General features: G+C 46.5%; 23 protein-coding genes, 1 other RNA gene and 1 pseudogene. 7 read left to right on the top strand and 18 right to left on the bottom strand.

Annotation, left to right across the window (positions count from 1 at the left end; translation table 11 throughout):
* Positions 1 to 120: 120 nt before the first annotated feature.
* The 14 genes from DK423_RS01635 to DK423_RS01570 form a co-directional block, all read right to left on the bottom strand.
* Positions 121 to 600 (bottom strand): HyaD/HybD family hydrogenase maturation endopeptidase, encoded by a 480-nt coding sequence (locus tag DK423_RS01635; RefSeq protein ID WP_005556996.1) that lies wholly within the window; start codon positions 598 to 600, stop codon positions 121 to 123.
* Entirely contained in the window at positions 600 to 2,309 is a 1,710-nt protein-coding gene (hybC, locus tag DK423_RS01630) for a hydrogenase 2 large subunit (RefSeq protein ID WP_005556993.1), read from the bottom strand. Before hybC ends, DK423_RS01635 begins: the two co-directional genes overlap by 1 nt.
* Positions 2,309 to 3,535 carry a Ni/Fe-hydrogenase cytochrome b subunit gene (gene hybB, locus DK423_RS01625; RefSeq protein WP_005556990.1) on the bottom strand — a complete coding sequence of 409 codons (1,227 nt, stop codon included), beginning with the start codon at positions 3,533 to 3,535 and terminating at the stop codon, positions 2,309 to 2,311. Before hybB ends, hybC begins: the two co-directional genes overlap by 1 nt.
* Positions 3,528 to 4,568, bottom strand: a complete 1,041-nt coding sequence (gene hybA / locus DK423_RS01620; protein WP_005556988.1) for a hydrogenase 2 operon protein HybA — start codon at positions 4,566 to 4,568, stop codon at positions 3,528 to 3,530. Before hybA ends, hybB begins: the two co-directional genes overlap by 8 nt.
* A 1-nt stretch (position 4,569) precedes the next feature.
* Entirely contained in the window at positions 4,570 to 5,718 is a 1,149-nt protein-coding gene (hybO, locus tag DK423_RS01615; protein ID WP_005556985.1) for a hydrogenase 2 small subunit, read from the bottom strand.
* 289 nt (positions 5,719 to 6,007) lie between these two features.
* Entirely contained in the window at positions 6,008 to 7,438 is a 1,431-nt protein-coding gene (gene trpCF, locus DK423_RS01610; RefSeq protein WP_061886077.1) for a bifunctional indole-3-glycerol-phosphate synthase TrpC/phosphoribosylanthranilate isomerase TrpF, read from the bottom strand.
* A gap of 8 nt (positions 7,439 to 7,446) precedes the next feature.
* Positions 7,447 to 7,719 (bottom strand): HigA family addiction module antitoxin, encoded by a 273-nt coding sequence (locus tag DK423_RS01605; protein WP_005576244.1) that lies wholly within the window; start codon positions 7,717 to 7,719, stop codon positions 7,447 to 7,449.
* Between the two features lie 15 nt (positions 7,720 to 7,734).
* On the bottom strand, positions 7,735 to 8,013 hold the full coding sequence (locus tag DK423_RS01600; RefSeq protein ID WP_005556977.1) for a type II toxin-antitoxin system RelE/ParE family toxin: 279 nt from the start codon (positions 8,011 to 8,013) through the stop codon (positions 7,735 to 7,737).
* A 95-nt stretch (positions 8,014 to 8,108) separates the two neighbouring features.
* Positions 8,109 to 9,107, bottom strand: coding sequence for an anthranilate phosphoribosyltransferase (gene trpD / locus DK423_RS01595; protein ID WP_061886966.1), 999 nt, complete (start codon positions 9,105 to 9,107; stop codon positions 8,109 to 8,111).
* A gap of 11 nt (positions 9,108 to 9,118) precedes the next feature.
* The gene (locus DK423_RS01590; RefSeq protein ID WP_005556970.1) at positions 9,119 to 9,511 is read right to left on the bottom strand and encodes a tautomerase family protein; all 393 of its coding nucleotides are present in this window, start codon (positions 9,509 to 9,511) and stop codon (positions 9,119 to 9,121) included.
* Positions 9,512 to 9,627: 116 nt separating this feature from the next.
* A complete protein-coding gene (locus tag DK423_RS01585; protein ID WP_005556968.1) occupies positions 9,628 to 10,215 on the bottom strand; it encodes an aminodeoxychorismate/anthranilate synthase component II in 588 nt (195 codons plus the stop codon).
* 10 nt (positions 10,216 to 10,225) lie between these two features.
* Positions 10,226 to 11,773: an anthranilate synthase component I gene (locus tag DK423_RS01580; protein ID WP_061886382.1), complete on the bottom strand. Its 1,548-nt coding sequence runs from the start codon at positions 11,771 to 11,773 to the stop codon at positions 10,226 to 10,228.
* Between the two features lie 246 nt (positions 11,774 to 12,019).
* A complete protein-coding gene (locus tag DK423_RS01575) occupies positions 12,020 to 12,574 on the bottom strand; it encodes a KdsC family phosphatase (protein ID WP_005556961.1) in 555 nt (184 codons plus the stop codon).
* Positions 12,574 to 13,509 (bottom strand): KpsF/GutQ family sugar isomerase, encoded by a 936-nt coding sequence (locus DK423_RS01570; RefSeq protein WP_005556960.1) that lies wholly within the window; start codon positions 13,507 to 13,509, stop codon positions 12,574 to 12,576. Before DK423_RS01570 ends, DK423_RS01575 begins: the two co-directional genes overlap by 1 nt.
* 364 nt (positions 13,510 to 13,873) lie before the next feature.
* Between DK423_RS01570 and rnpB the strand changes: the two genes are divergently transcribed.
* An RNA gene (gene rnpB / locus DK423_RS01565) (RNase P RNA component class A) lies at positions 13,874 to 14,262 on the top strand.
* A 59-nt stretch (positions 14,263 to 14,321) separates the two neighbouring features.
* On the opposite strand, the gene DK423_RS11000 is transcribed toward rnpB, so the two are convergent.
* Positions 14,322 to 14,474 carry a hypothetical protein gene (locus tag DK423_RS11000; protein ID WP_005556958.1) on the bottom strand — a complete coding sequence of 51 codons (153 nt, stop codon included), beginning with the start codon at positions 14,472 to 14,474 and terminating at the stop codon, positions 14,322 to 14,324.
* A gap of 36 nt (positions 14,475 to 14,510) precedes the next feature.
* Here DK423_RS11000 and htpX point away from each other — a divergent pair, with 36 nt between their 5' ends.
* From htpX to DK423_RS01540, 5 genes are all read left to right on the top strand, one after another.
* The gene (gene htpX, locus DK423_RS01560) at positions 14,511 to 15,386 is read left to right on the top strand and encodes a protease HtpX (protein ID WP_005556957.1); all 876 of its coding nucleotides are present in this window, start codon (positions 14,511 to 14,513) and stop codon (positions 15,384 to 15,386) included.
* 260 nt (positions 15,387 to 15,646) lie between these two features.
* Positions 15,647 to 16,636, top strand: coding sequence for a phenylalanine--tRNA ligase subunit alpha (gene pheS, locus DK423_RS01555; protein WP_005556955.1), 990 nt, complete (start codon positions 15,647 to 15,649; stop codon positions 16,634 to 16,636).
* A gap of 19 nt (positions 16,637 to 16,655) precedes the next feature.
* The gene (gene pheT, locus DK423_RS01550) at positions 16,656 to 19,046 is read left to right on the top strand and encodes a phenylalanine--tRNA ligase subunit beta (RefSeq protein ID WP_061886383.1); all 2,391 of its coding nucleotides are present in this window, start codon (positions 16,656 to 16,658) and stop codon (positions 19,044 to 19,046) included.
* Positions 19,047 to 19,049: 3 nt separating this feature from the next.
* Entirely contained in the window at positions 19,050 to 19,346 is a 297-nt protein-coding gene (locus DK423_RS01545; protein ID WP_005543400.1) for an integration host factor subunit alpha, read from the top strand.
* A gap of 52 nt (positions 19,347 to 19,398) precedes the next feature.
* Positions 19,399 to 19,887: an NlpC/P60 family protein gene (locus DK423_RS01540; RefSeq protein WP_005544763.1), complete on the top strand. Its 489-nt coding sequence runs from the start codon at positions 19,399 to 19,401 to the stop codon at positions 19,885 to 19,887.
* Between the two features lie 94 nt (positions 19,888 to 19,981).
* On the opposite strand, the gene ttcA is transcribed toward DK423_RS01540, so the two are convergent.
* Positions 19,982 to 20,947 carry a tRNA 2-thiocytidine(32) synthetase TtcA gene (ttcA, locus tag DK423_RS01535; protein WP_005556950.1) on the bottom strand — a complete coding sequence of 322 codons (966 nt, stop codon included), beginning with the start codon at positions 20,945 to 20,947 and terminating at the stop codon, positions 19,982 to 19,984.
* 140 nt (positions 20,948 to 21,087) lie between these two features.
* On the opposite strand from ttcA, the gene DK423_RS01530 reads away from it, so the two are divergent.
* Complete coding sequence (locus tag DK423_RS01530; protein WP_005556948.1) at positions 21,088 to 21,504, top strand: DoxX family protein; 417 nt, start codon at positions 21,088 to 21,090, stop codon at positions 21,502 to 21,504.
* Positions 21,505 to 21,592: 88 nt separating this feature from the next.
* Here DK423_RS01530 and DK423_RS01525 read toward each other — a convergent pair.
* Positions 21,593 to 23,605, bottom strand: a pseudogene (locus DK423_RS01525) (TonB-dependent receptor plug domain-containing protein).
* 1 nt (position 23,606) lies between these two features.
* Positions 23,607 to 24,104 (bottom strand): hypothetical protein, encoded by a 498-nt coding sequence (locus tag DK423_RS01520; protein ID WP_061886763.1) that lies wholly within the window; start codon positions 24,102 to 24,104, stop codon positions 23,607 to 23,609.
* Positions 24,105 to 24,119 lie beyond the last annotated feature (15 nt).

The raw sequence follows: 24,119 nt of genomic DNA, 5'->3' as shown, positions 1-24,119 counted from the left end.
TGGGACATTTAGCAAATTAATAAATACTGAAAATTTAATGAGCCATTAACACTCACTGAGAAAAATCTTACTATTTTCTACGTTAATTTGGTCTGTCAAATCTCCCCCTGCCCCTCTTTTCTAAAGAGGGGAGTCTAGATTCAAACCATATTCAGCAATCACTTGATTTAACGTTTCAAAAACCTTCGGCAATGCTTTTTGGATGGTTTCCGTCAATCCGATTCCTGCCTCCAAGGATGCCGGTTGGATACCGATGAGGCAGAGGTGTTGCGGGAATTCGTCCGTCAGTTTGAGAGCGGAAAGTACGTCGCAAATGCCGAGTTGGTGCGGTGAGATTTTTCGGGAGAAAAAGGTCGGCACTTGTTCATGATGTAACACCACAATCTCCCCCGCCTGTTTGTTGGCGAGCACGGCATCGATGATGATCAAATGTTCGCGTTTCGCCATGGCGTCCAGCAACTCCATACCGCAAGTGCCGCCGTCGATGAGGTCAAAGTGCGGTTGAATTTCAGTGCGTTTTTCAAGTGCCTGCACAACACGCACGCCGACGCCTTCATCGCTTAACAAAATATTGCCGACGCCCAAAATCAACGGTTTCATTACAACACCTTCACTTCGGTCACTTCGCCGTTTTCCGTGTTGACGACGTGTACTGCGCAGGACATACAAGGGTCGAAGGAGTGAATGGTTCTGACTACCTCTAACGGCTTGGTCGGATCAGCTACCAGCGTGCCGATAATGGAAAGCTCGTAAGGCCCCATTTGGTCGCTTTCATTACGCGGACCGGAATTCCAGGTGGACGGCACAACGGCTTGGTAGTTTTCAATGCGTCCGTCTTTAATGACGACCCAGTGGGAAAGCATACCGCGCGGCACTTCACCGAAGCCGACACCTTTAAATTCGCCGTTTGCCGGAATCTCGGTTTTGATGTAAGCGGTGGTGTCGCCTTTGCCGATGTTGTCAATGAGCAATTGCCATTGGGTGCTTAAAATGTCGTTAATGGCGCAGCAATGCACGGTGCGACCGATAATGCGTCCGAGGGTGGAATGCAATTGGTCGGTAGTGAGGCTGTTGCCGCTTAATTTTTCATAAATGCCTTTTAATTCGTTGAAATGGCTGACCGTCGGTTTGTCGTCGGCTGCTAAGCCGCACATTAAATAGGCGAGCGGTCCCACTTCTACCACTTTGCCGTAGAAGGTAGGTGCTTTCACCCAGGAATATTTGCCGTCATCCTGCCAGCCGGTGTATTTCGGACGGGTTAAACCAGCCCAAGGTTCCAGCGGTTCATCGTCTTCATACCAGGCATGTTTGCCGCTTTCTTTTATGCCTTTTACGACAAATTCGTCTTTTTGTTGGTCGATGGCGCGGAAGGTGGATAAATCGCCGTTTTCGATATAACCGCCTTTCAGCATGAATTGACTATTGTCCGCGTCAATGGGGTATTCCGGCACGGATAAATAATTGCCGGAGGTTTTGCCGAGGCTGAGCCATTCGGGATAATAAGCGGCAAATACGGCGGCATCCACTTTATACACTTGATTGATAAAGTCGGTGAGGCGGTCAATACAGGCTTTCACGAACATCAGGCGTTCGAGATTTAACACCGCTTGGGAGTCCAAATTAATCGGGTTCGCCACGCCGCCGATGGCAAGGTTTTGAATATGCGGTGTTTTACTGCCGAGTAACGCCACCACACGGTTGGCATCACGTTGGCATTCGAGCGCCTGCAAATAGTGCGCCACGGCAATGAGGTTCACTTCCGGCGGCAGTTTCATTGCCGGGTGTCCGAAATAGCCGTTGGCGAAAATGCCGAGCTGTCCGCTATCCGCCAACGCCTGAATTTTTTTCTGTACATTACGGAATTCATTGGCGCTGTTGAGCGACCAAGTGGATACGCCTTTCAGCATATCCGTGGCTTTTTCCGGATCCGCCTGCAGGGCAGAGGTGATGTCCACCCAGTCCATGGCGGAAAGTTGATAGAAATGCACGATATGGTCGTGAATGCTGTGCGCCGCAAGAATCATGTTACGAATATACTGGGCGTTCACCGGCACTTTGGCGCCGATGGCATCTTCCACCGCGCGCACGCTGATAATGGCGTGTACGGTAGTACATACGCCGCAAATGCGTTGCATAATCATCCAGGCATCACGCGGATCAGCGCCTTTTACAATATTCTCCATACCGCGCCACATGGTACCGGAGGACCAGGCATTGGTGACTTTGCCGTCTTCGATTTCACAATCAATACGTAAATGACCTTCAATACGGGTAATCGGGTCAATTGAGATACGTTTTTTTTCTGACATTATTCTGCTCCGCTAAGTTTTTTACTGAATGCCGCTTTTTCGGCAATGATTTTTTCTGATTCTTCTGTGTGTTTTTCTTTAAAGACCGGCAAGACCGGGAACAGACGAATAATCAAAATGTAGGCACAAACCTCAATGGAAACGAAGCCGATTGAGATAAGCAATTCTTCCGCCGAAGGGAAATATTTATAACCGTTGCCCGGGTCGTACATGATGAGGGAGTAGTTCATCCGCCACAATGCGGCGCCGAGTAACATACTTAAGGCGGAAATAAACAACCAACGGGAATCGGATTTTTTCTCCCCGAGGAAAAGGGTAAGCAACGGCAACACCATCAGCCAGATTTCCATCCAGAACATCCAGGCTTCAAATTTGGTTAATTTGTCGAAACCGAGCACCAATTTGAGTTTGTCGTGATAAATCAATTCACCGAAACGCACTACAAGGAAACAGAAAATCAAGCCTGCGGTGACACGTGCCAGTTGGGTGAACAAATGACGTTCATCAGGGGTTTTACCGGCAAGACCGGCTTTTACTAAGGAGCCTTCAAAAATCACAATGGAGAAGCCCATAATAAACGCGGTGAGCAAAGAGAGAATCGGCAGCATTTCGTAGCTTTGCCAAACATCATGCACTTTATGCCCCGCCACTATCATCAGGGAACCCATGGAAGATTGGTGCATCATTGGCAACAGCGCGCCCAGCGCGATAATGAAGAACATGATTTTATTGAGCTTGTTAAACCATTTTTTCAATCCGAGGAAACCGAGCCACACCGGCGCAAATTCCAGCGTAACCACGATGATGTATACGGTCATACAGAATGCCGTTTCAAACAGTACGGAATTGGTGTTGAATTGCCCCGGCACGTAGAAATACGGCAAATGCCAATAACGCCCCATATCAATAGTGATGGATAGCCCACCGAGGGAATAACCGAACAAACTGGCGAGCAACGCGGGGCGCACGAGGGCGTGATATTTTCCTTTATTGAAAATATACACCGTCCATGCCAACGCCCAACCGCCACAGGCGAATCCCGTACCCACCAACAAATCGAAAGCGATCCAAAGCCCCCAAGGATAGCCGCCGTTCAGTGCGGTGACGGAGCCGATACCGAAAACCAGCCGTTTGACGATGAGTAACAGACATAACACGGCTAAAGGCGCGAAGAACAAAATGGCGGCGGAAATCAGACGACCGCCCACCGGACGTGGATTACTCATGATGCTCATCCTCCGCTTCTTCAATTTCTTTACGGGCTTGGCGCATGGCTTCTTTTTGGGCTGCAATGCGCTCGGCGATTTTGTCACCGTGCATATTTTTGTAGGTCATGATGGTTAAGCCCGCCAATGCCACTAACGGCAATGCCAAACCGCGATAGAGAAAATGTTGCAAATGCGCCGCACGGGAGCCGGTGGCGATTTCATCTAACGGCGGTAAACCGAGGTTTTCAAAAGGCACGCCGCTTAATGCCAACACCTGCGTGCCGCCACCTTCTTTTTCACCATAAATGTGATATTGATACGCCGGCACGGTGGCGCAGTATTTGTCGCTGCTGTTAACCTGTTGGCGCGGGTAATCATATTCCGTGCCGCGAATTAAACGTAAGCGACGTTTGGCTTCCGCCAATAATTCTTCACGCGTACCGAAAATAATGGCGCCCGTCGGACAAACATGACAACAGCCGGGCAATTCGCCCTTGTCTAAACGTTCCACGCCTTTTTGGTTGCAGAGTTCGCATTTACTGATTTCGCCGAACGGATTGTCGTAATCGTATTTCGGCACATCAAACGGGCAACCTACCATGCAATAACGACAGCCGGTACAAATGTCGGGGTCGTATTTCACAATGCCGGTTTTCGGATCTTTAGTGAGTGCCTGAACGGGGCAAACAGCGACACAGTTCGGGTCAACGCAGTGCATACATTGTTTTTTTATGTAGGCATAGCCGTTTTCTGTTTGGTCTTTATGTTTGCCGTCGCCATCACTCCAAACCTGAATAATATTACGTGTGAACGGCGTAAGTTTGTCGTTATTGGACCAGGTTTGATCCCCTTTCGGATTCACCGGCGTGTGGTTCACATTTTGACATTCGGCGACACAAGCCTGGCAGCCGACGCAAAGGGTAGAGTCGTACAACATGCCAAGTGCGGTCGGAATCGGCGGTAAATTTTCGTTTGCCTGTACTTTCGCCACAGGTAAACCGGAAGCGATTCCGCCAAGCAAGCCTGCTTTCAGAAATTTGCGTCTATCCATCTTATTTACCTGCGTGTTGTTCTTTTTCTGCAGCTTTGGCTTCGGCACGGGCTTTGTGTTGAATACTTAATTCACGCAAGGTCACCACGGTAACGCCCGCCAAAATTGCCGCGGCACCGCCTAATAACCCGATGGCGGTCATGGTCGCGCCTTGTCCTTCCGTGTTATTCACATCAGGTTTTTCTACGCGCGGTGTCGGATTTTCTATGGAGGCTAATTGGAAAATACCCTTGGTAAAGCCAATCCCTTTTTCATTACAGCCATAGCACGGATGCCCGATGCCCACGGGCCAGTTATTGCCGCCGACATCGCAGAATTCTAAAGTGGAGCAGTTGCCGTAGGTTTCCGGGCCTTTACACCCTAAATGATATAAACACCAGCCGTGACGATGTCCGTAATCGCCGTATTCTTTGGCGAAACGACCGGCATCAAAGTGCGGTCTGCGGTAACAGTTTTCGTGAATTAAGCGATCGTAAGCAAATAACGGACGATTCAGATGATCCATCGCAGGCAGTTTTTTGTAGGTAATAATGTATGCCACGGTGGCGAGGAAATTGTGCGGATTCGGCGGACAGCCCGGAATATTGATAATCGGAGTGCCTTTCGGCAGCACTTCGGTCAAACTGCTGGCGCCTGTCGGGTTGCCGCCGCTGGAAGGTACGCCGCCCCACGCCGCGCATGAACCGATAGCAATAATGGCAGCAGCACCTTTCGCCGCCTCGCGAATGTGTTCCACAATCGGCTTACCCGCCACCATGCAATACACACCGCCGTCTTTCACCGGAATGGAACCGTCCACCACCAAAACATATTTGCCTTTGTATTTATGCAACGCGTTGTGTTTATTTTCTTCCGCTTGCTCACCAAAGGCGGCAGAAAGCACTTCATGATATTCCAGCGAAATTAAATCCAGCACCAGATTCTCAACGGTGGGGTGAGTGGCGCGCAAAAGGGATTCGGTACATCCCGTACATTCCTGCGCCCCAATCCATACCACAGGCGGACGGGCAGGGGCGGTTAACGCTGCCGTCATCTCTGCGCCTGCTTTACTGCTCAACCCCATTGTCGCCGCAAGTGCGGTACATAATTTCATAAAATCCCGACGGGAAACATCCGCCAAAGCGGAAAATAAACCATCACTTCGTTGCATATTCACTCCAAATTCACACGTTTTCTATAGGGTTATTGGAGGTATGATATGCCTGTCACATGAAAAATTTTTTGATCGTTATCAAAAACGCCCTTACTTTTTGTAAGAAAATTAAGTGTAACCTATTGTTTTTATTATGTAATTGAGATTGATTCTCATTTGTTAAGGATTTGTAACTATAAAGAGGTATAAGAAAGGTAATTTGGAGTGAAAGGATTTATAAAAACGGTGAGTAAAAAAGAAAGGCACGCGTCGGGAGACGCGCGCCATCAAGATTTTAATATTTGGATTACAAAATCTTCGCAAAAACCGACCGCACTTTTTTGGCATCTTTTACGCCCGGGGCGCTTTCTACGCCGGAATTGAGATCAACGCCTGCGCAATGTTGCGCCAATGCGTTTTCAATATTACTCGGGTTAATACCGCCCGCCAGAATAATTTTATGTTTCGGGTCCTGCGGAATCAGCGACCAATCAAAAGTCGCTCCCGTGCCGCCTTGGTGTGCGCCAGATTTGCTGTCGAAAACAAAACGATCTACTTCAGAAACGTCGTCAAAATTGACCGCACTTTTATGGTTCACATCCACGGAAATGGCTTTCCAAATGCGAATAGATTGGGGCAGTTGAGCGCGAAGTGCGGTAATAAACGCCGGCGTTTCATCGCCGTGTAACTGAACGGCGTAGAGTTGTAACTGTTGGGCGATTTTCACAATAAAATCGATGTCCTGATTTTGGAACACGCCAACAAAACGCAATGGTGCGGCAGTTACCAATTCCTGTGCCTGACGCAAACTGACACAACGTTTGGACTGTTCGGCGAAAATCAGCCCGCCGTATAAAGCGCCGTTGTCGTAAACGGTTTTCACATCCTGCGCACGGGTTAATCCGCATACTTTGTTTTCACCGAAAATCACTTCGCGCACGGCGTTATTTAAATCCGGGCTGCCCATTAAGCTGCTGCCGATTAAAAAGCCGTGGGCGACTTGTTGTAATTCGCGCACTTGTTGATGATTGTAGATGCCCGATTCGCTGATAATGCGTACATCGGCAGGGATTTTATCCGCATATTTGGCGGTCAATTCTACAACGCGATTGAGATCGACGCTTAAATCATGCAGGTTACGGTTGTTCACGCCGATAATTTTGGCGCCTAACACCAAGGCGCGTTCAAATTCTTCCTCGTTGCTTGTTTCGGTCAGCACGCCCATGCCGAGGGAATGGGCTAAATCCGCCAAAATACGATAAGTTTCATCGTTCACCACGGAAAGCATCAGCAAAATGGCATCGGCTTGATGAAAACGCGCCAAATAAACCTGATATTCGCTGATCATAAAGTCTTTGCACAACACCGGTTGCGTGACAACGTCGCGAACTTGCTGAATATAGGCAAAATCCCCTTGGAAGTATTTTTCATCGGTTAATACGGAAATCACGCTCGCGTAATTTTTATATACCTGTGCAATCGCCGTCGGTTTAAATTCACGGCGAATCAATCCGTTGGAGGGCGAGGCTTTTTTACATTCCAGAATATATGCCGGCTTTTCGTGCGAACCTTGCGCCAACGCGTCATAAAAAGTGCGGTCGGATTTTTCGATGTTTTTTTCAAAGGTACTTAACGGAAATTCCGCTTCTTTGGCTTTCACCCATTGGGCTTTGTCGAGAACGATTTTTTGTAGCACCGTCGCGGTTTCGAGCGGTTTGGAGAAGTCTTGTGTGATCATATTATCGGTTAATTAAATAATGGTTGGATGTTAAATACGGCGTGTTGTTGTTCAATTTGCCATAAATCGTAGTCTGCTTGCATACCCAACCATAATTTCGGTGTTGTGGTATTCAATAATTCGCTTAATCGCACAGCCATTTCCGGCGTGATGCCTGCTTTCCCATTGAGAATACGGGAAAGTGTAACACGCGAAACACCTAATTTTTGGGCAACTTCCGTGACACTCACACCATCAATATATTCTTTTAACAGTTCTCCCGGGTGGGGAGGATTATGCATTTTCATGTTTTCTCCTTAATGGTAATCCTGATAATCAACAACTTCAGCGTGACCATTTTCAAATTTAAATGTTAGACGCCAATTTCCGTTTACGGTGATAGCCCAATGCTCTTGTAAATCACCTTTAAGTTTGTGCAAATTCCAGCCGGGAACACTCATAGCAAGAGGCGTCTCCGCATTATTTAATGTAGCCAATTGCAGATTTAATTTCTTGGCGTGTTTGGCTTGAATTCCTACGGTCGAACCGGTTTTAAAAAATTGTTCAAGTCCCTTATGTTTGAAAGATAAAATCATTATTTGTGCCTATTTGTATCGCTAGACTATACAATTAATATTTTGGGGTGTAAAGCTTCTCTTTACAGAAAAAGGAGGGCAATTCCTCCTTTTAATCAATACCCCGTCAATCTCTGCAATGTCTCAAACGGTTTGCCTTGGATGACATCCAACACCTGTTGTGCATTATGTTTAAGGTCGTCCTGTCCGAACAGTTTTAGCAATAAGGCGGTGTTCATGGCGACGGCTTGATTGTGTTCCGCTTTGCCATTGCCTTGTAACAGTGCGGTGATCATTTGCGCATTTTCAGCCGGTTCGCCACCGCGTAAGGTTTCTAATGGTTTTGCCTGGAAGCCGAAATCCTGTGGGGTTAGGGTGTAGCGTTCGATGTTGCCGTTACGGACTTCCGCCGCTTGTGTGATACCGTGGATTGCCACTTCGTCCAAACCGCTGCCGTGTACGATGATGGTGTGTTCATGTCCCAATTGAGCGACGGTTTTGGCGTACACGTCGATGAGTTCGGGGGAATACACGCCGAGCAGTTGGCGTTTCGGGCGGGAGGGATTAATCAACGGACCGAGGATATTAAACAGCGTACGGGTTTTTAAGGCTTGGCGTACGGGAACCACATATTTGAAGCCAGGGTGATATTGTTGGGCGAACAAGAAGCAAATGCCGATGTCGTCCAATGCTTTGCGGGCTTGTTCCGGTGACATGGCGATGTTGACGCCAAGTGCGGTTAATAAATTGCTCGAACCGGTTTTGCCGGAAACGCTACGATTGCCGTGTTTTGCTACTTTCGCGCCGCAACTTGCCGCTACAATGGCGGACGCGGTGGAAATATTGATAGTGTTGGCGCCGTCGCCCCCCGTGCCTACGATGTCGGCAAAAGGGTAGTCGGGCGTTGGGAACGGTTTGGAATTTTTCACCGCGGCTAACACGGCGCCGTTCACTTCATCAATGGTTTCACCGCGCACTTTTAACGCAATTAATATGGCGGCGATTTGTTCGTTACTTAATTCGCCCGACATAATGGCGTTAAACAGGAATTCGCTTTCTACAGCGGTTAAGGCGTGTCCGCCATACAGTTTTTCTAACAGGGCTTGGTTTTCCATCGTCGTTATCCTTATTTATTAATATCGTAATCCAAATCGCGCGCTTCATCGCCGGTCATGCCACGGAAGCCCCAACAATGCGCCGGTTGTTCTTTGATGGTGATTTCCACGTCAAACGGGCTGATACCTAATTTATATTCAAATTCGCTGAACAGCATTTTAATCAGACGTTTTTTGGTTTGCTCCATACGTCCTTGCATTAAATTAATTTCAATCACCATGTAATTATCGCTGCGGTTTGCCGTGTGCGGATAGTAGAAATCGTCATCTTCCAAACAAATAAAACGCAGTGCGTGTTTGCCTTTTGCCACGTCCAAGCCGAGTTCAAGACAGTTATAAATCACCTCCGCCACGGCGGATTTGCGCGGGGAAAGAGTGCGTTTTAAGCCATATATTGTGATCATTGTATTTCCTTTGTGCTTTATTGATGGCGCGCGTCTCCTGACGCGTGTCCTACATTTTTAACCGAAAGCACGCGTCGGGAGACGCGCGCTATCAACCTTTAAAGTGCGGTCAGAATTTACGGCGTTTTTTGCGCCAGCAACCATTCTACCGATTGCGCCAATAATTGCGCCCCTTGCACCGTTAAAATGGATTCGGGGTGAAACTGGAAGCTGCAAATCGGCAAAGTGCGGTGGCGGATAGCCATGTTTATGCCGTTGTAGGCGGCGTTCGGAATGAGTTCGTCGGGGAGATTGATGCCCATTAACGAATGATAGCGCGCCACCAGCATAGGGTTGCTTAAGCCTTTGAACATGGCTTTATTGTCGTGTTCGATTTTGGACACTTTGCCGTGCAGAATTTCACCTGCGTGAACCACTTTGCCGCCGAAAGCCTCAATTAAAGCCTGATGTCCCAAGCAAATGCCCAACATCGGAACTTTGCCGATTAAGCGTTTAATCAACGGAATCATGTTGCCGGCGTCGGGCGTGCCCGGTCCGGGAGAGAGGGCGAGAATGGTGTCGGGGTGCGCCAATGCGGTTTTTTCCAGAATCGCTAAGTCGCAATCGTTGCGGTAAATGTGCACCTGATGTCCTAAACCGCGAAATTGATCCACTAAATTGTAAGTAAAGGAATCAAAGTTATCTAAAAATAAAATGGTTGCCATGAATTAACTCCTATTGATTCGCTTTGTTGTTGGTTTGTACGATGGCGTTAATTACCGCACGGGCTTTGTGGCGGGTTTCGTCGGCTTCCATTTGCAAATCGGAATCCAACACGGTACCGCAGCCGGCTTGTACATAGGCGGTGTCGTTTTGCACGAAGGCGGAACGAATCACGATACAGGTGTCAAAATTGCCGTCGGATTGCAGGTAACTCACCGCACCGCCATAACTGTGGCGTTTTTCCTGCTCAAATTGATAAATCAGCTGCATGGCTTTAATCTTCGGTGCGCCGGTTAACGTGCCCATGTTCATACAGGCTTGATAGGCGTGCAATGCGTCCAGTTCGGGGCGGAGTTTGCCCCCCACGCGGGAAACCAAGTGCATAATGTGGGAATAGCGATCCACCTGCATTAAATCCTTCACGTGGCGGGTTTTGCTTTCACAGACGCGGGCGATGTCGTTGCGCGCCAAATCCACCAACATCAAATGTTCCGCCTGTTCCTTACGATCTAAACGTAATTCCAATTCGAGGCGGGAATCCAATTCCGGATCGATATTGCCATCGACGTCAAAACCGCGCAGACGGGAGCCGGCAATCGGGTAGATTTCCAGTTGGCGGGTGGCTTGCGAATATTTCAAGGCACTTTCCAGCGACGCACCAAACAAGGTGAAATCCTCGTCTTGAATGAAGAACATATAAGGACTTGGGTTATTTTGTTTAAGTTGATGATACGTCGCCAGCGTGTTCGGGCATTCCAGGGAAAAACGGCGGGAAGGCACGATTTGGAATACATCACCGCAATAAATATGCTGTTTCAGGCGTTCGATAATTTTCTTGAATTTATCATCATTCAGATTAACAGCCACCTCCGTTGAAGCGGGTTTGAGCGGTAGGTGCGGTCGAATTTCCAAGAGTTTTCTGGCAATATCCAGCGCTTCCTGTTGCAACGCATTTTCTTGATGTTGCGCAAAGCAGAACGTTTGTAATTCCGCCTGTTGTAATTGATGGTCGATCACCAGTAGTTGTTCGGCTAAATAAAAGCAATAATCCGGGCAGGTAATGCCGTCGTCTTGTAATTGAATGTTTCCCATCGGGATGAAATTCGCCACTAAATCGTAAGCGAACAAACCGCCTAAAAATACCGGTAACGGGCTTGCTTTATAAAGTTCGGTAAAGCAGCGTAAGCCGTCGAAAATGCCTGCTGCCAGTAGTTTGCTGTCTTCGTCGGCATTGTTGTCGGCGGGGGAAAATTCCATGTCCAATTGTTGATTTGTGCGAGATTTTACACTGACGTGCACCGACAATTTTTGTTCAATTAACGGCAATACCGCCTCACCGTTATAGGTTAATGCGTGAAACGTCACCCGTTGCCCCAAGCAGGAAATTTTAATGGCGGCGTTGACGAGTAATAAACTTTTTAAGCTGTTTTTGCTGGAAATTTCGGCGGATTCTAAAAGCAGGGTGTTCGGTTTGTTTTCACATAATGTGGCGAAAATCGCGGTCGGATCGCTGTGATATGGGACATTTTGCGTAAACATTTGAATAAAAGCGGAGGACATTCTCATTTCCTTAAATCATGAAATAAATTTTGCACTATTAAACTAGTACAAGAGATAAAAGTCAAGGGAAATAACATTTTTGTTTAAGGTTTGTGGAAATGGTTGAAAGGAAATGCGGGCGCATTACCGGCGCCCAAAAGTGCGGTGACAAAAAACAACGTTTTTTGAACGTTGGCTTTGCCAACGGCCCCGTTAGGGGTGAACAAACGAGAATCGAGTTTGTGAATAATTTTTCCAAACGTTTTTTTATTGCGCCATCTTCTTCGCCGTCTTTAAAAATCCCTGTACGGAACTGTAAATTTCACCTTTGCCTTGGGCGTTTAAGATCATGTCGGACATTTCACGGAACGCGCCTTTGCCGCCGCCTAAGCCTAAGACGTAATCGGCGCAATCTTTGACATATTCGGGGGCGTCGGCAACGGCGAAAGATATGCCGCAAACGGCGAAAGCGGGGAGGTCAACGCTGTCGTCGCCGATGTAGGCGGTTTGTTCGGGCGCAACGCCGGCTTGGCGGCATAATTCCAAACAGGCGCTTTCTTTTTCCAATTTGCCTAAAAAGAAGCGTTTAATGCCTAAATCGGCAATGCGTTTGCGTAAAATCGCCGAATCACGCCCGGATAATACGGCGACCTGCACGCCGGCTTCCATCAGCATTCGGATGCCTAAACCGTCGCGTACATGAAAACTTTTGATGGCTTCGCCGTTGGCATCGTAGTGCAATAAACCGTCCGTTAATACGCCGTCCACATCAGTGATGACGAATTTCACCTGTTTCAATTTTTCCTGTAATTCTGCTGTCATTAACTTGAAAACTCCACTAAACCGACCACATTTTGCGCATTGTCCACCACAACCAATGAATGGATTTTGTGGGCTTTCATGTAATTTTCCGCTTCCGAAATATAGGTGTCCTGATGAATGGTTTTCGGATGAGAGGTCATTAAGTCCTGCGCGGTTTTATTTAAGGTTTCCGCACCGTTTGCGGTGAGCGCGCGTCGAATATCGCCGTCGGTGATAATGCCGCGCAGTTGCTGTTGTTCCATCACCAGCGCCACGCCCATTCTGCCTTCGTTCATGATAGTCAAACAATCGGTGAAGGTGGTGGTTAATGCGGCGATCGGCAGGCGGGTTTGCATTTGATCTTTCACACGACATAACAAACGGCGTCCCAAGCTGCCGCCGGGATGGAATTTGGCGAAATCTTCCGGTTGGAAATCGCGGGCGCGCATTAAACAGACAGCTAATGCATCGCCTAACGCCATGGTGACGATAACGGAAGTGGTCGGCGCCAGATTGTTCGGGCAGACCTCGCGCTGCACGGTAATATCCAACACATAATCCGCATGGCGCGCCAGCGTAGAATTTTTATTCGAAGTTAACGCAATTATTTTATTGCCGAAGTTTTTCAGGCTTGGAATGAGTTTGTTTACGTCGTCGGTTTCGCCGCTGTAAGAAATGAGCATGACCACATCAATGGGTTTGAGCATGCCCAAGTCGCCATGAAAGGCTTCCGTCGGGTGTAAGAAGAAACTTGGCGTGCCGGTGGAGGCGAAGGTGGCAACCATTTTTTTGCCTACTAAACCTGATTTGCCGATACCGCCGATGACTAAGCGCCCTTTGCAGTTCAGAATTAAATCTACGACATCGGCAAAAGTGCCGTCTAATCTTTGTTTGAGTTGCCCGAGGGCATTTTCTTCTACACTCAGGGTTTCTTGAGCGATGTGTAAATAATCCATTGCGGTTTCCTTGTTTGGCGCGGGGAAAGTAGAATGTCGGAATAGTTTGATGAACAGATCTTGGCTCCCCCCGTAAACGGAGGGAAAGAAGACATATTTATAAACTATTAAATGCCCGCCATTCTAGCCTAACTTTCTACTTAACACTATATTTCTTATAGGCGATGTTTCTCATATCTTTATCATACGAATTATAGCGCTGGCGGATAACCCGAGGACTAAATTAAGGTAAAAAGTGCGGTTGTTTTTTACGAAATTTTTTAAATGCGGAAAAACATCCTGAGAGCTGACCGCACTTTTATCGGCGCATAATGAAAAATTTTAACCCTATATTTCACCGAGAATTTAAGCTATACTGTGCGCCTGAGTTGGTCAGGCAATCGCCGGTCTATTGAAGCCCCTAACGTCGCGCAAGCGTAAACTGGGGGACAAGTAGGCGGGAGGAAAGTCCGGGCTACACAGGGCAGAGTGCCGGATAACGTCCGGGGGGCGAGAGCCTACGACAAGTGCAGCAGAGAGCAAACCGCCGATGGCTCGCAAGAGATCAGGTAAGGGTGAAAGGGTGCGGTAAGAGCGCACCGTGCCGCCGGTAACGGTTGGCCGCAGGGTAAACTCCACTCGTAGCAAGACCAAATAGGAATCCAATGAATGGCCCGTTCAGGATTCGGGTAGGTTGCTTGAGCGTATGTGTAAATGTGCGCCTAGATGAATGATTGTCCACGACAGAACCCGGCTTATCGACCAACTCTATTTTTCTTTTTAAAAAACATCGTTAAAATTATTCACAAACTCGATCTCTCGTTTGTTCACCCCTAACGGGGCCGTTGGCAAAGCCAACGTTCAAAAAACGTTGTTTTTTGTGACCGCACTTTTTCGCCTGTTTTCCCATTAAATTGCCATTCTTCCGTAGAAAATTCATCAGGATACTTGATTTTCCTGTTTTTATCGCCATTATAGCCAAGCATATTTTCATTATTATTTTATTTAGGGAGTTTTTATCTATGATGCGCATTTTACTTTTCTTAGCCACAAACATGGCGGTTTTACTGGTTTTCAACATCATTTTATCTTTAACCGGCATTCAAGCCCGTGATGCATCGGGTTTAATGATTTTCGCGGCACTATTCGGTTTTGCCGGTTCCATCATTTCCTTATTTATGTCTAAAACCATGGCGATTCGTGCCGTCGGTGCGGAAGTGATTCAACAACCGCGTAATGAAACCGAACGTTGGTTGGTGGATACCGTATATTCACAGGCAGAACGTGCCGGCTTACCACGTCCTGAAGTGGCTATTTATCATTCCGCCGATGTCAACGCGTTTGCCACCGGTGCGAGCAAAAATAATTCGCTGGTCGCCGTCAGTAGCGGTCTTCTAAATAAAATGACGCGCGGTGAAGCGGAAGCGGTATTGGCGCATGAAGTGAGCCACATTAAAAACGGTGACATGGTCACAATGGCATTGTTGCAAGGCGTGTTGAATACCTTCGTCATTTTCCTGTCACGCATAATCGCGAATGTAATCGCCAATTCCCGTAACCAAGGCAGCGAAAGTTCAAGCAATTCCGGCGGTTATTTCTTGGTGTCCATGCTATTGGAAGTGGTATTCGGTTTCTTGGCGAGTATGATCGCCATGTGGTTCTCCCGTCAGCGCGAATTCAGAGCGGATGCCGGTTCGGCAAATTTGGTGGGCAAACAAAAAATGATTGATGCGTTAAAACGCCTGCAAAGTTTGCATGAACCGCAAGAATTAGAAGGTTCCGCCTTAGCGGCATTTGCTATTAACGGTAAACGTGGCGGCGGTTTGAAAGAATTATTCCTGAGCCACCCGCCGTTGGAAAAACGTATTGAAGCGTTGCAACAGTTACGTCAGTTATAAAATGTCATTTTACCGATACGAAATAGAGGTTTTTGAAGCCTCTATTTTTTTGTCTATAAGAAATCGGCTTAATAGATTCAGCATTAAAGTTTTTCTCACTTTTTAAAGTGCGGTTGTTTTTTTATGTGTTTTTTCATCGGTACCCTTTCCCACTCACGAATAATTTACGCAAAACGTGATAAATTGCGTGATTTTCTAAGCAGTTAATATTATCATTGCAGGCATTTTTTCAGATAAATCGAACATGACAGAGGATATGTATGCAGCATCTTAAAGATCTTGTGGATAAAGCAAGAAATGCCATAGGCAGTATTGAAGATAAAAGCCTGGCGGCGCTTGATGAAATTCGGGTGGAATATTTTGGTAAAAAAGGGCATTTTACCCAATTAATGCAAGAACTGCGCAATGTAGCGGCGGAAGAGCGTCCGGCGGTGGGCGCAAAAATTAACGAAGCCAAACAAGCGGCATTGGATTTCTTAAATGCGAAAAAAGCGGAGTGGGAACAAGCTTTATTAGATGCCAAACTGGAAAATGAGCGTATTGATGTGAGCCTGCCGGGGCGTAAAGTGGAAATGGGTGGTTTGCATCTGGTTTCCATCACCATTGAACGCGTCACCAAATTTTTCTCCGAGCTGGGTTTCTCCGTAGAATCCGGTCCTGAAATCGAAAGCGATTATTACAATTTTGATGCTTTAAATATCCCGAAACACCACCCGGCACGTGCCGATCACGATACCTTTTGGTTTAATCCTGAATTATTGTTAAGAACCCAAACTTCCGGCGTGCAAATTCGTACCATGCAAAAACAACAGCCGCCGATTCGCATTATGGCGCCCGGCCGTGTGTATCGTAACGATTACGACCAAACCCACACCCCGATGTTCCACCAAATCGAATTATTGTATGTGGACAAACACGCCAATTTCACCGAATTAAAAGGTTTGTTGCACGATTTCTTACGCGCCTTTTTCGAGGAAGATTTGCAGGTGCGTTTCCGTCCGTCTTATTTCCCGTTTACCGAACCTTCCGCTGAAGTGGATGTGATGGGGAAAAACGGTAAATGGCTGGAAGTGTTGGGTTGCGGCATGGTGCATCCGAACGTATTGCGCAATGTCGGTATTGACCCGAACGAATACTCCGGTTTCGCGGTGGGCATGGGCGTAGAGCGTTTAACGATGTTACGCTACAACGTCACGGATTTACGTTCATTCTTCGAGAATGATTTACGCTTTTTGAAACAGTTTAAATAGTTTTGAGTGAGAGATAAGTATGAAATTTAGTGAACAATGGGTACGCGAATGGGTTAATCCGGCAATTTCCACGGAGCAACTTTGCGACCAAATTACCATGTTGGGTTTGGAAGTTGACGGCGTGGAAAAGGTTGCCGGCGATTTCACCGGTGTTGTCGTGGGTGAGGTGGTGGAATGCGCGCAACACCCCGATGCGGATAAATTACGCGTCACCAAAGTAAATGTAGGCGGCGAGCGTTTATTGGATATTGTGTGCGGCGCATCGAATTGCCGCCAAGGGTTGAAAGTGGCTTGTGCGGTAGAAGGCGCAGAATTACCGGGCGATTTCAAAATCAAGAAAACCAAATTACGCGGTCAACCTTCCGAAGGTATGCTTTGCTCATTCAGCGAATTAGGCATTGAATCCGACGCTAACGGCATTATCGAATTGCCGCAAGATGCACCGATTGGGACAAATTTACGTGATTATTTGAAATTAGACGACAATGCTATTGAAATCAGTTTAACGCCAAACCGTGCCGACTGCTTAAGCATTGCCGGTGTCGCGCGTGAATTGGCGGTAGTTAATAAACTCCACGAAAATTCACCGCACTTTGAGGCGGTTCAACCTACCATTAGCGATAAAGTACAAATTGATGTATTGGCGCTGGAAGCCTGCCCGCGTTATTTATTGCGTGTGGTGCGAAATGTCAACGTAAAAGCCCAATCGCCGATGTGGATGCAGGAAAAATTACGTCGCTGCGGCATTCGTTCTATTGATCCGATTGTGGACGTCACCAACTATGTTTTGCTGGAATTAGGTCAACCGATGCACGCTTTTGATATGGCGAAAGTGGCGCAACCGGTTCAGGTTCGCATGGCGAAAGAGAACGAAGAATTGGTGTTACTGGATGGCACTACGGCGAAATTACAGCCGAATACGCTGGTTATCGCCGATCAAAAAGGCGCATTGGCAATGGCGGGGATTTTCGGCGGCGAAGCCAGCGGCGTGAATGCGGAAACCACAAAAGATGTGATTTTAGAAGCGGCATTCTTCGCACCGTTGGCGATTACCGGTCGCGCCCGTCAATATGGTTTACACACCGATTCTTCCCACCGTTTTGAACGCGGTGTGGATTTTGAATTGCCGCGCAAAGCGATGGAAAGAGCGACCGCACTTTTACTTGACATCTGCGGTGGTGAAGCCGGTGAAATTTGCGAAGCGGTAAATGAACAATATTTGCCGACACGTCAACAAGTTACATTACAACGTCACAAATTAGATGCGTTACTTGGTCATCATATTGCTACCGAAACCGTTACGGAGATTCTGCAACGCCTTGGTTTACAGGTGTCTTACGCCAATGATACTTGGACGGCAGTTGCGCCTTCTTGGCGTTTTGATATTGAAATTGCCGAAGATTTAATTGAAGAAATTGCACGAATTTACGGCTATAACAGCATTCCGAATAATGCACCGCTGGCGCATTTACGTATGCGTGAACATAAAGAAGCGGATATTGAACTATCTCGCATTAAAGCTGCTCTAACCAGTTGTGATTTTTATGAAGCCATTACTTATAGCTTCGTTGATCCGAAAATCCAAAGTTTGCTGCATCCTGATGTTAAACCGATGGTTTTACCGAACCCGATTTCCGTTGAAATGTCCGCCATGCGCGTTTCATTATTGACCGGTTTATTGGGGGCGGTGATTTATAATCAAAACCGCCAACAAACCCGCGTGCGTTTGTTTGAGCACGGTTTACGTTTTATCCCGGATGAGAAAGCCGAATTCGGCGTGCGTCAAGAACCGGTTTTTGCGGCGGTAATGACAGGTTCGAAAACCAACGAACAATGGAGCGAAAAAGCCGTTCCGGCAGATTTCTACGACTTAAAAGGTTACATTGAAAACCTACTTTCGTTAAGTTCTGCTGGAAATCGGGCAAAATTTGTAGCAAAATCATACACAGCATTACATCCAGGTCAATCTGCGGCCATTATGCTGGATGGTGAAGAAATCGGATTTATCGGTCAACTTCACCCAACTATTGCGCAAAAAATTGGGCTTACCGGAAAAGCATTTGTTTGTGAAATTTCGGTCGCACACATTTCTCGACGAGAAGTCGCCCGCGCCAAAGAAATTTCCCGTTTCCCGGCTAACCGTCGTGATTTGGCGATTGTGGTTGCGGATAACATCCCTGCAAATGACGTGCTGGAAGCGTGTCGCACAGCAGGCGGAGATAAATTAACCCAAATCAATTTATTTGATGTTTACCACGGAACTGGTGTTGCTGCAGGGCATAAGAGCTTAGCTATCAGCTTAGTAATTCAAGATAATGAAAAAACCCTTGAAGAAGATGAAATTAACGCGGTAATTTCAACGGTATTATCTGAGTTAAAACAACGTTTTAATGCTTATTTGAGAGATTAAACTATGACATTAACTAAAGTAGAACTCGCCGAAAATCTTATTGAGAAATTCCATCTCAGTAAACGTGAAGCAAAGGATTTGGTCGAAAGCTTTTTTGAAGAAATCCGTGTGGCTTTGGAAACAGGAAATGACGTGAAATTATCCGGTTTTGGTAATTTTGAATTACGCGATAAAGCCTCCCGTCCGGGCAGAAATCCGAAAACCGGTGAAAGCGTGCCAGTTTCCGCCCGCCGTGTGGTGGTGTTCAAACCGGGACAAAAATTGCGTAACCGGGTTGAAAAGGTCAAACCAAAAGCTTAAATAAACGAGCTACCGCAAGTCATTGTCGGTAGCTTTTTGTTATGGATGATTTATGCGTATTTCTTTTAAATCTCTACTTATTTGCTGTTCTGTCTTGGCGTTAGCCGCCTGTTCCGGCGGACCGTCGAAATCCTCACGGATTAATTACAAAGGGCAGATAAACGATCCCATTATGGCTATTGCGCTTTTAAGCGAACAGCAATACGAATGGGCGGGAACGCCGTATCGTATCGGCGGGCAAAGCCGGAGTGGCGTGGATTGCTCCGGTTTCGTGCAAACCACCTTTTTTGATCGTTTCGGCATAAAATTGCCACGGCAAACCAAAGATCAGGCAAATTACGGTCAATATATCGAAAAAGGCGATATTCAAACCGGTGATTTGGTGTTCTTTAAAACCGGTCGCGGTCCCCATGGCTATCATGTGGGCATTTATGTGAAGGAAGACAAATTCCTGCACGCGTCCACCAAAGGCGGCGTGATTTATTCCTCGTTGAACAGCGATTATTGGCGTAAGGCATATTGGCAGGCAAGACGAATTTAATCACATCAAATTTCTATAAAAATCGCGGCGTAAAAACCGCGATTTTTTGTTTGCGTATCGCCGTACAAGTGCGGTCATTTTTTCCAACGTTTTTCTACCGCACTTCCTTAAAGGCAATCATTTCCTGCTCGCTGAAATCCGCCTGATCTTCATCACCAAATTGCATCGGTGTGATGTTTTCTTCATCAAATGCCGTATCACCTTCCACACCTTCAATCAATTGACCGTGTTTAATGCCTTTAAAATCAAAAAGTTTTGGATCGCATAAATGGGACAGCGTGATATTTTGCATGGCGCTGAACATGGTTTCCAGGCGTCCCGGATATTGGCGATCCCAGCCATTCAGCATTTCTTTTACCACTTGGCGTTGCAGATTCGGTTGCGAACCGCACAGATTACAAGGAATAATCGGAAAGGCTTTTGCGACAGCGTATTTTTCAATGTCTTTTTCTTTGCAGTAAGCCAACGGACGAATGACGATTTGTTTACCGTCGTCGGAAATCAATTTTGGCGGCATAGATTTTAATTTTCCGCCGTAAAACATATTTAAAAAGAGGGTCGCCAACATATCGTCTCGGTGGTGTCCTAAGGCAATTTTGGTGGCGCCGAGTTCCGTTGCTGTACGATATAAAATCCCGCGGCGTAAACGGGAGCAGAGGGAGCAAGTGGTTTTGCCTTCCGGAATTTTTTCTTTCACGACGCCGTAAGTGTTTTCTTCCACGATTTTGTAATCCACCCCGATACGTTGCAGATATTCAGGCAAAATATGTTTCGGAAAGCCCGGTTGTTTTTGGTCTAAATTAACCGCTACAATCTTGAAGTTTATCGGCGCATTTTGTTGTAAATTGAGTAAAATATCCAACAGTGTATAGCTGTCTTTCCCGCCGGATAAACACACCATCACCTTGTCGTCTTCTTCGATCATATTAAAGTCGGCAATGGCATTTCCCACATTTCGGCGTAAGCGTTTTTGCAATTTATTTAAATTATAGCTTTGTTTCTTTTCGGTTTGCGTTACTGTCATAGGATTGTCTGTATCGGATTGCGTAAAAAGCGGCATATTATATATGAGCCGACGGGGTTTGTGTAATCCAATTATTGAAGATTGGGAAAAACAGCTTTTCTATAAGCTATATTGATAAATATGTAGCAATTTTGTTACAATAAAATAGCATTTTTTATATTTTTGAGGAGATTTAAATGTCTATTGTGAAAAAATTTAATCAACTTGTTGATTTACCTGAACTGGCTAAACTTATTTTACGTGTCGGTTTTTCAGTGTTATTTTTACTACACGGCGTGCATAAATTAAAAACCGGTGTAGATTTTGTCGCTATGAAGTTTATGGAATTCGGTTTACCGGCATCATTTGCATACCTTGCTTATTTGGCAGAAGTTGTTGCACCGGTTCTAATGATTTTAGGGGTTTATACCCGTATCGCCGCGTTTATTGCTGCGAGCGGTTCGGTGGTCATCATGATTTTAATGTATTCCGCCGAGCTCTTCACGTTAACTAAAGTCGGTTCATGGACTGCAGAAGGCATTGCGACTTTCTTGTTTACGTTTATTGCCGTTATGCTTTTAGGCTCCGGCAAATATGCGTTAAAGGCGGATTAAAAATGCGGCGAAAAACAACCGCACTTTATCCCTAAAAATAAATGAGCCTTGTCATTGCAAGGCTCAATTTTTATCGCTAAACAGAACGTTAAAAACGGTATTTCAAGTTAGAAAAATACACCCGTCCCGCTTCCGGATAACCCGCTTCATAATAGTAGTTTTTATCAAACAGGTTGGATACGCCGGCTTCCACGGTGAATTGTTCGGTAACGTTGTAAGTGAGTTTGGCATTGGTGTTGCCGAAGCCGGAAAGTTTAACCGTCGGCGCCCGACTGCCGAAACCGTCTCTGCTATAACGACCGTGTTCCGCCTCTTGGCTGACGTAAAGAGAAAGATTCGGCACAATTTTCCAATCCACATAAGCGAAGAATTTATGCCGCGGAATGTCGCGCACAATAAAGTTCGCGTAGGTTTTATTTTTCGCGCGGGTATAGGTGTAGTTGGCACCCAATGTCAGGTTATCCGTCGCAAAAATCGCGGCGGCAAGTTCCACGCCTTTAAACACTTCTTTGCCGTAGTTTTGATTTTGTTCTTTATTGGAAATCGTCGGATGCGCCACAAGTTCAATGGTATCACGCACTTCGGAATAGAACAACGCGCCGTCCAGTCTTAACCAATCGCCGAAAGTGCGCATATAGCCGGCTTCTTAGTGGTAAGCAATTTCAGGATCTAAGAACGGATTAGGTTCCGCCCGATTTAACCGATAAGAATAGCGATCTTTCATGGTCGGGAAGCGGGTTTTCTTCGCAAAACCCAGGCTGAATTCATCCTGCTCGTCGAAACTGTGAACCAATTTAATTTGATAATTAAAGACATTTTTGTCGGCGACATTAAACGGGCAAATACTTTGCGAACGCACGTTTGTGGTCGGGCAGCGCGCCTGATAATTTTCCGCCCGTTTGGCTTCTCGGCGATCAAAACTCATGCCGGTAATCAATTTGGTTCGTTCGCTGAAACGGTAGGTATTTTCCAACCCGAAGCTATAAGTGCGGTCTTTATCCACGGCGGTTGGTTCATTGCTATTATGCTCACGATGAACGTCTTGTTTTAATACGGCGGAAAATTTCAAGGTGTCATTCAATGTTAAATCGCCGCCTAATTCAAAGCCTGCGCCGTAACTATAATCGCGGTAATAACTGTTGCGGTTGCTACCGGTTTGTCGGCTGAAGCCGGCGTTATCAAAGCTGTCCGGTTCATTTTTAAAGGTGTCAAAGAACGCTTTGGTATTCAAATAAATATTATGTGAATCAAATTCTGTGTGAGATAAGAAATAAATGCTGTCTTTATCCCATTGCGGCCAGCGCCAATAGCGTTCGGCACGGGCGGTTTCGCCGGAATATAACGGCTGTTGTTTCGTGCCTTTCTGGGTGGAAAGCACTAAGGCATATTCATCCGTTGTGTTTGGGGTGAATGCCACTTTCAAACTGAGTTTTTTATCCCGTTGCACGGAATTTTCCGCCCGCCCGCCGTCATCACCGCCGGGTAAAATTTGATGATAATGACGCGAAAGTTGAAGCCCTTGTTTTTCTAAAAATGAACCGCTTAACTGCGCGTAAAAATAGTCCTGTTTCGTGCCTAAATTAAAGTAGGTTTGGTTTGTACCGGTGCTGCCGCTTCTGCCGTGAGCAAAACCATAACCGAGTGTGCCTTCAAAGGCTTTGGTCGGTTTTTGCGTAATGAGATTTACCGCACCGCCCAGTGTGTTGGCGCCATAAAGTACGGAACTTGCGCCTTTGGAAATATCAATGCGGGATAAGTCGAAAGTAGTGAAACGGCCGATGTCCATATTGCCGTCATAGGGCACATACACCGGAATGCTGTCAATAAACACCGGCACGCGGTTGGCTTTAAATCCGCGTACCAACAAATTATGTTCGTTGCGTGCGCCGCTACGATCTAAAAATACGCCTGGTGTGGTTTTCGCCACATCGGCGACATTGGTTTGATTGTTTTTCTGTAAATCAGCCTGTTCAATGCAGGTGGTGCTTAAATCCGTTGATTTACCGGCAATCACTTCAATTTGCCCAAGGGTAAAAACCTCTTCGGCATACACCGGTAAGCAAGCCATAGCGATAGCGGTATAAAGCAGTGTCTTTTTCATTTTAATGTCCTTTTAAGTTAAAAGCAGAGCGCGGGGAAATGAAACGAAGTTGCAGCGCGATGGTCACGGCGGCAAAAATCTTTTCATCATTATGGGGAAAATTCTCCCGTAAAGTGCGGTGGGAATTTTTGACGTTTATTTTTCCTTCGGCGAGTTCTTTTAGTAGAACATCTAAATCCAGGTTTAACTGTTCGGCAATTTGCACAATGGAAAAGTGCTCGAATGTCATGATCAAGCGATCTAAATTGCAATAACTCGGGTATTTATTGTGCAAGACCAAATCGGCAAATTGGGTATTGATCTTCGCCAGTTTGTTTTTACGATTCAGAATATGCAGTAACAACGCGGCGACCAGTAATGCGGCAAAGCTGACATAAACATGGAATAACATGCCGAACTGCCAACCGTAAAAAAGCCCGATACCGCTTATCACAACGCACAACAAACTGATAATCAGCACACACAACAGCACGAATTTGTAAATTACCTCAAATTTCATGATGTCCCCCAACAG

The organism is Aggregatibacter actinomycetemcomitans, from assembly GCF_003130205.1.
Classification (GTDB): Bacteria; Pseudomonadota; Gammaproteobacteria; order Enterobacterales; family Pasteurellaceae; genus Aggregatibacter; species Aggregatibacter actinomycetemcomitans_A.
The sequence above is the reverse complement of the archived record's forward strand: the minus strand, read 5'-3'. Positions and strand labels throughout refer to the sequence as shown.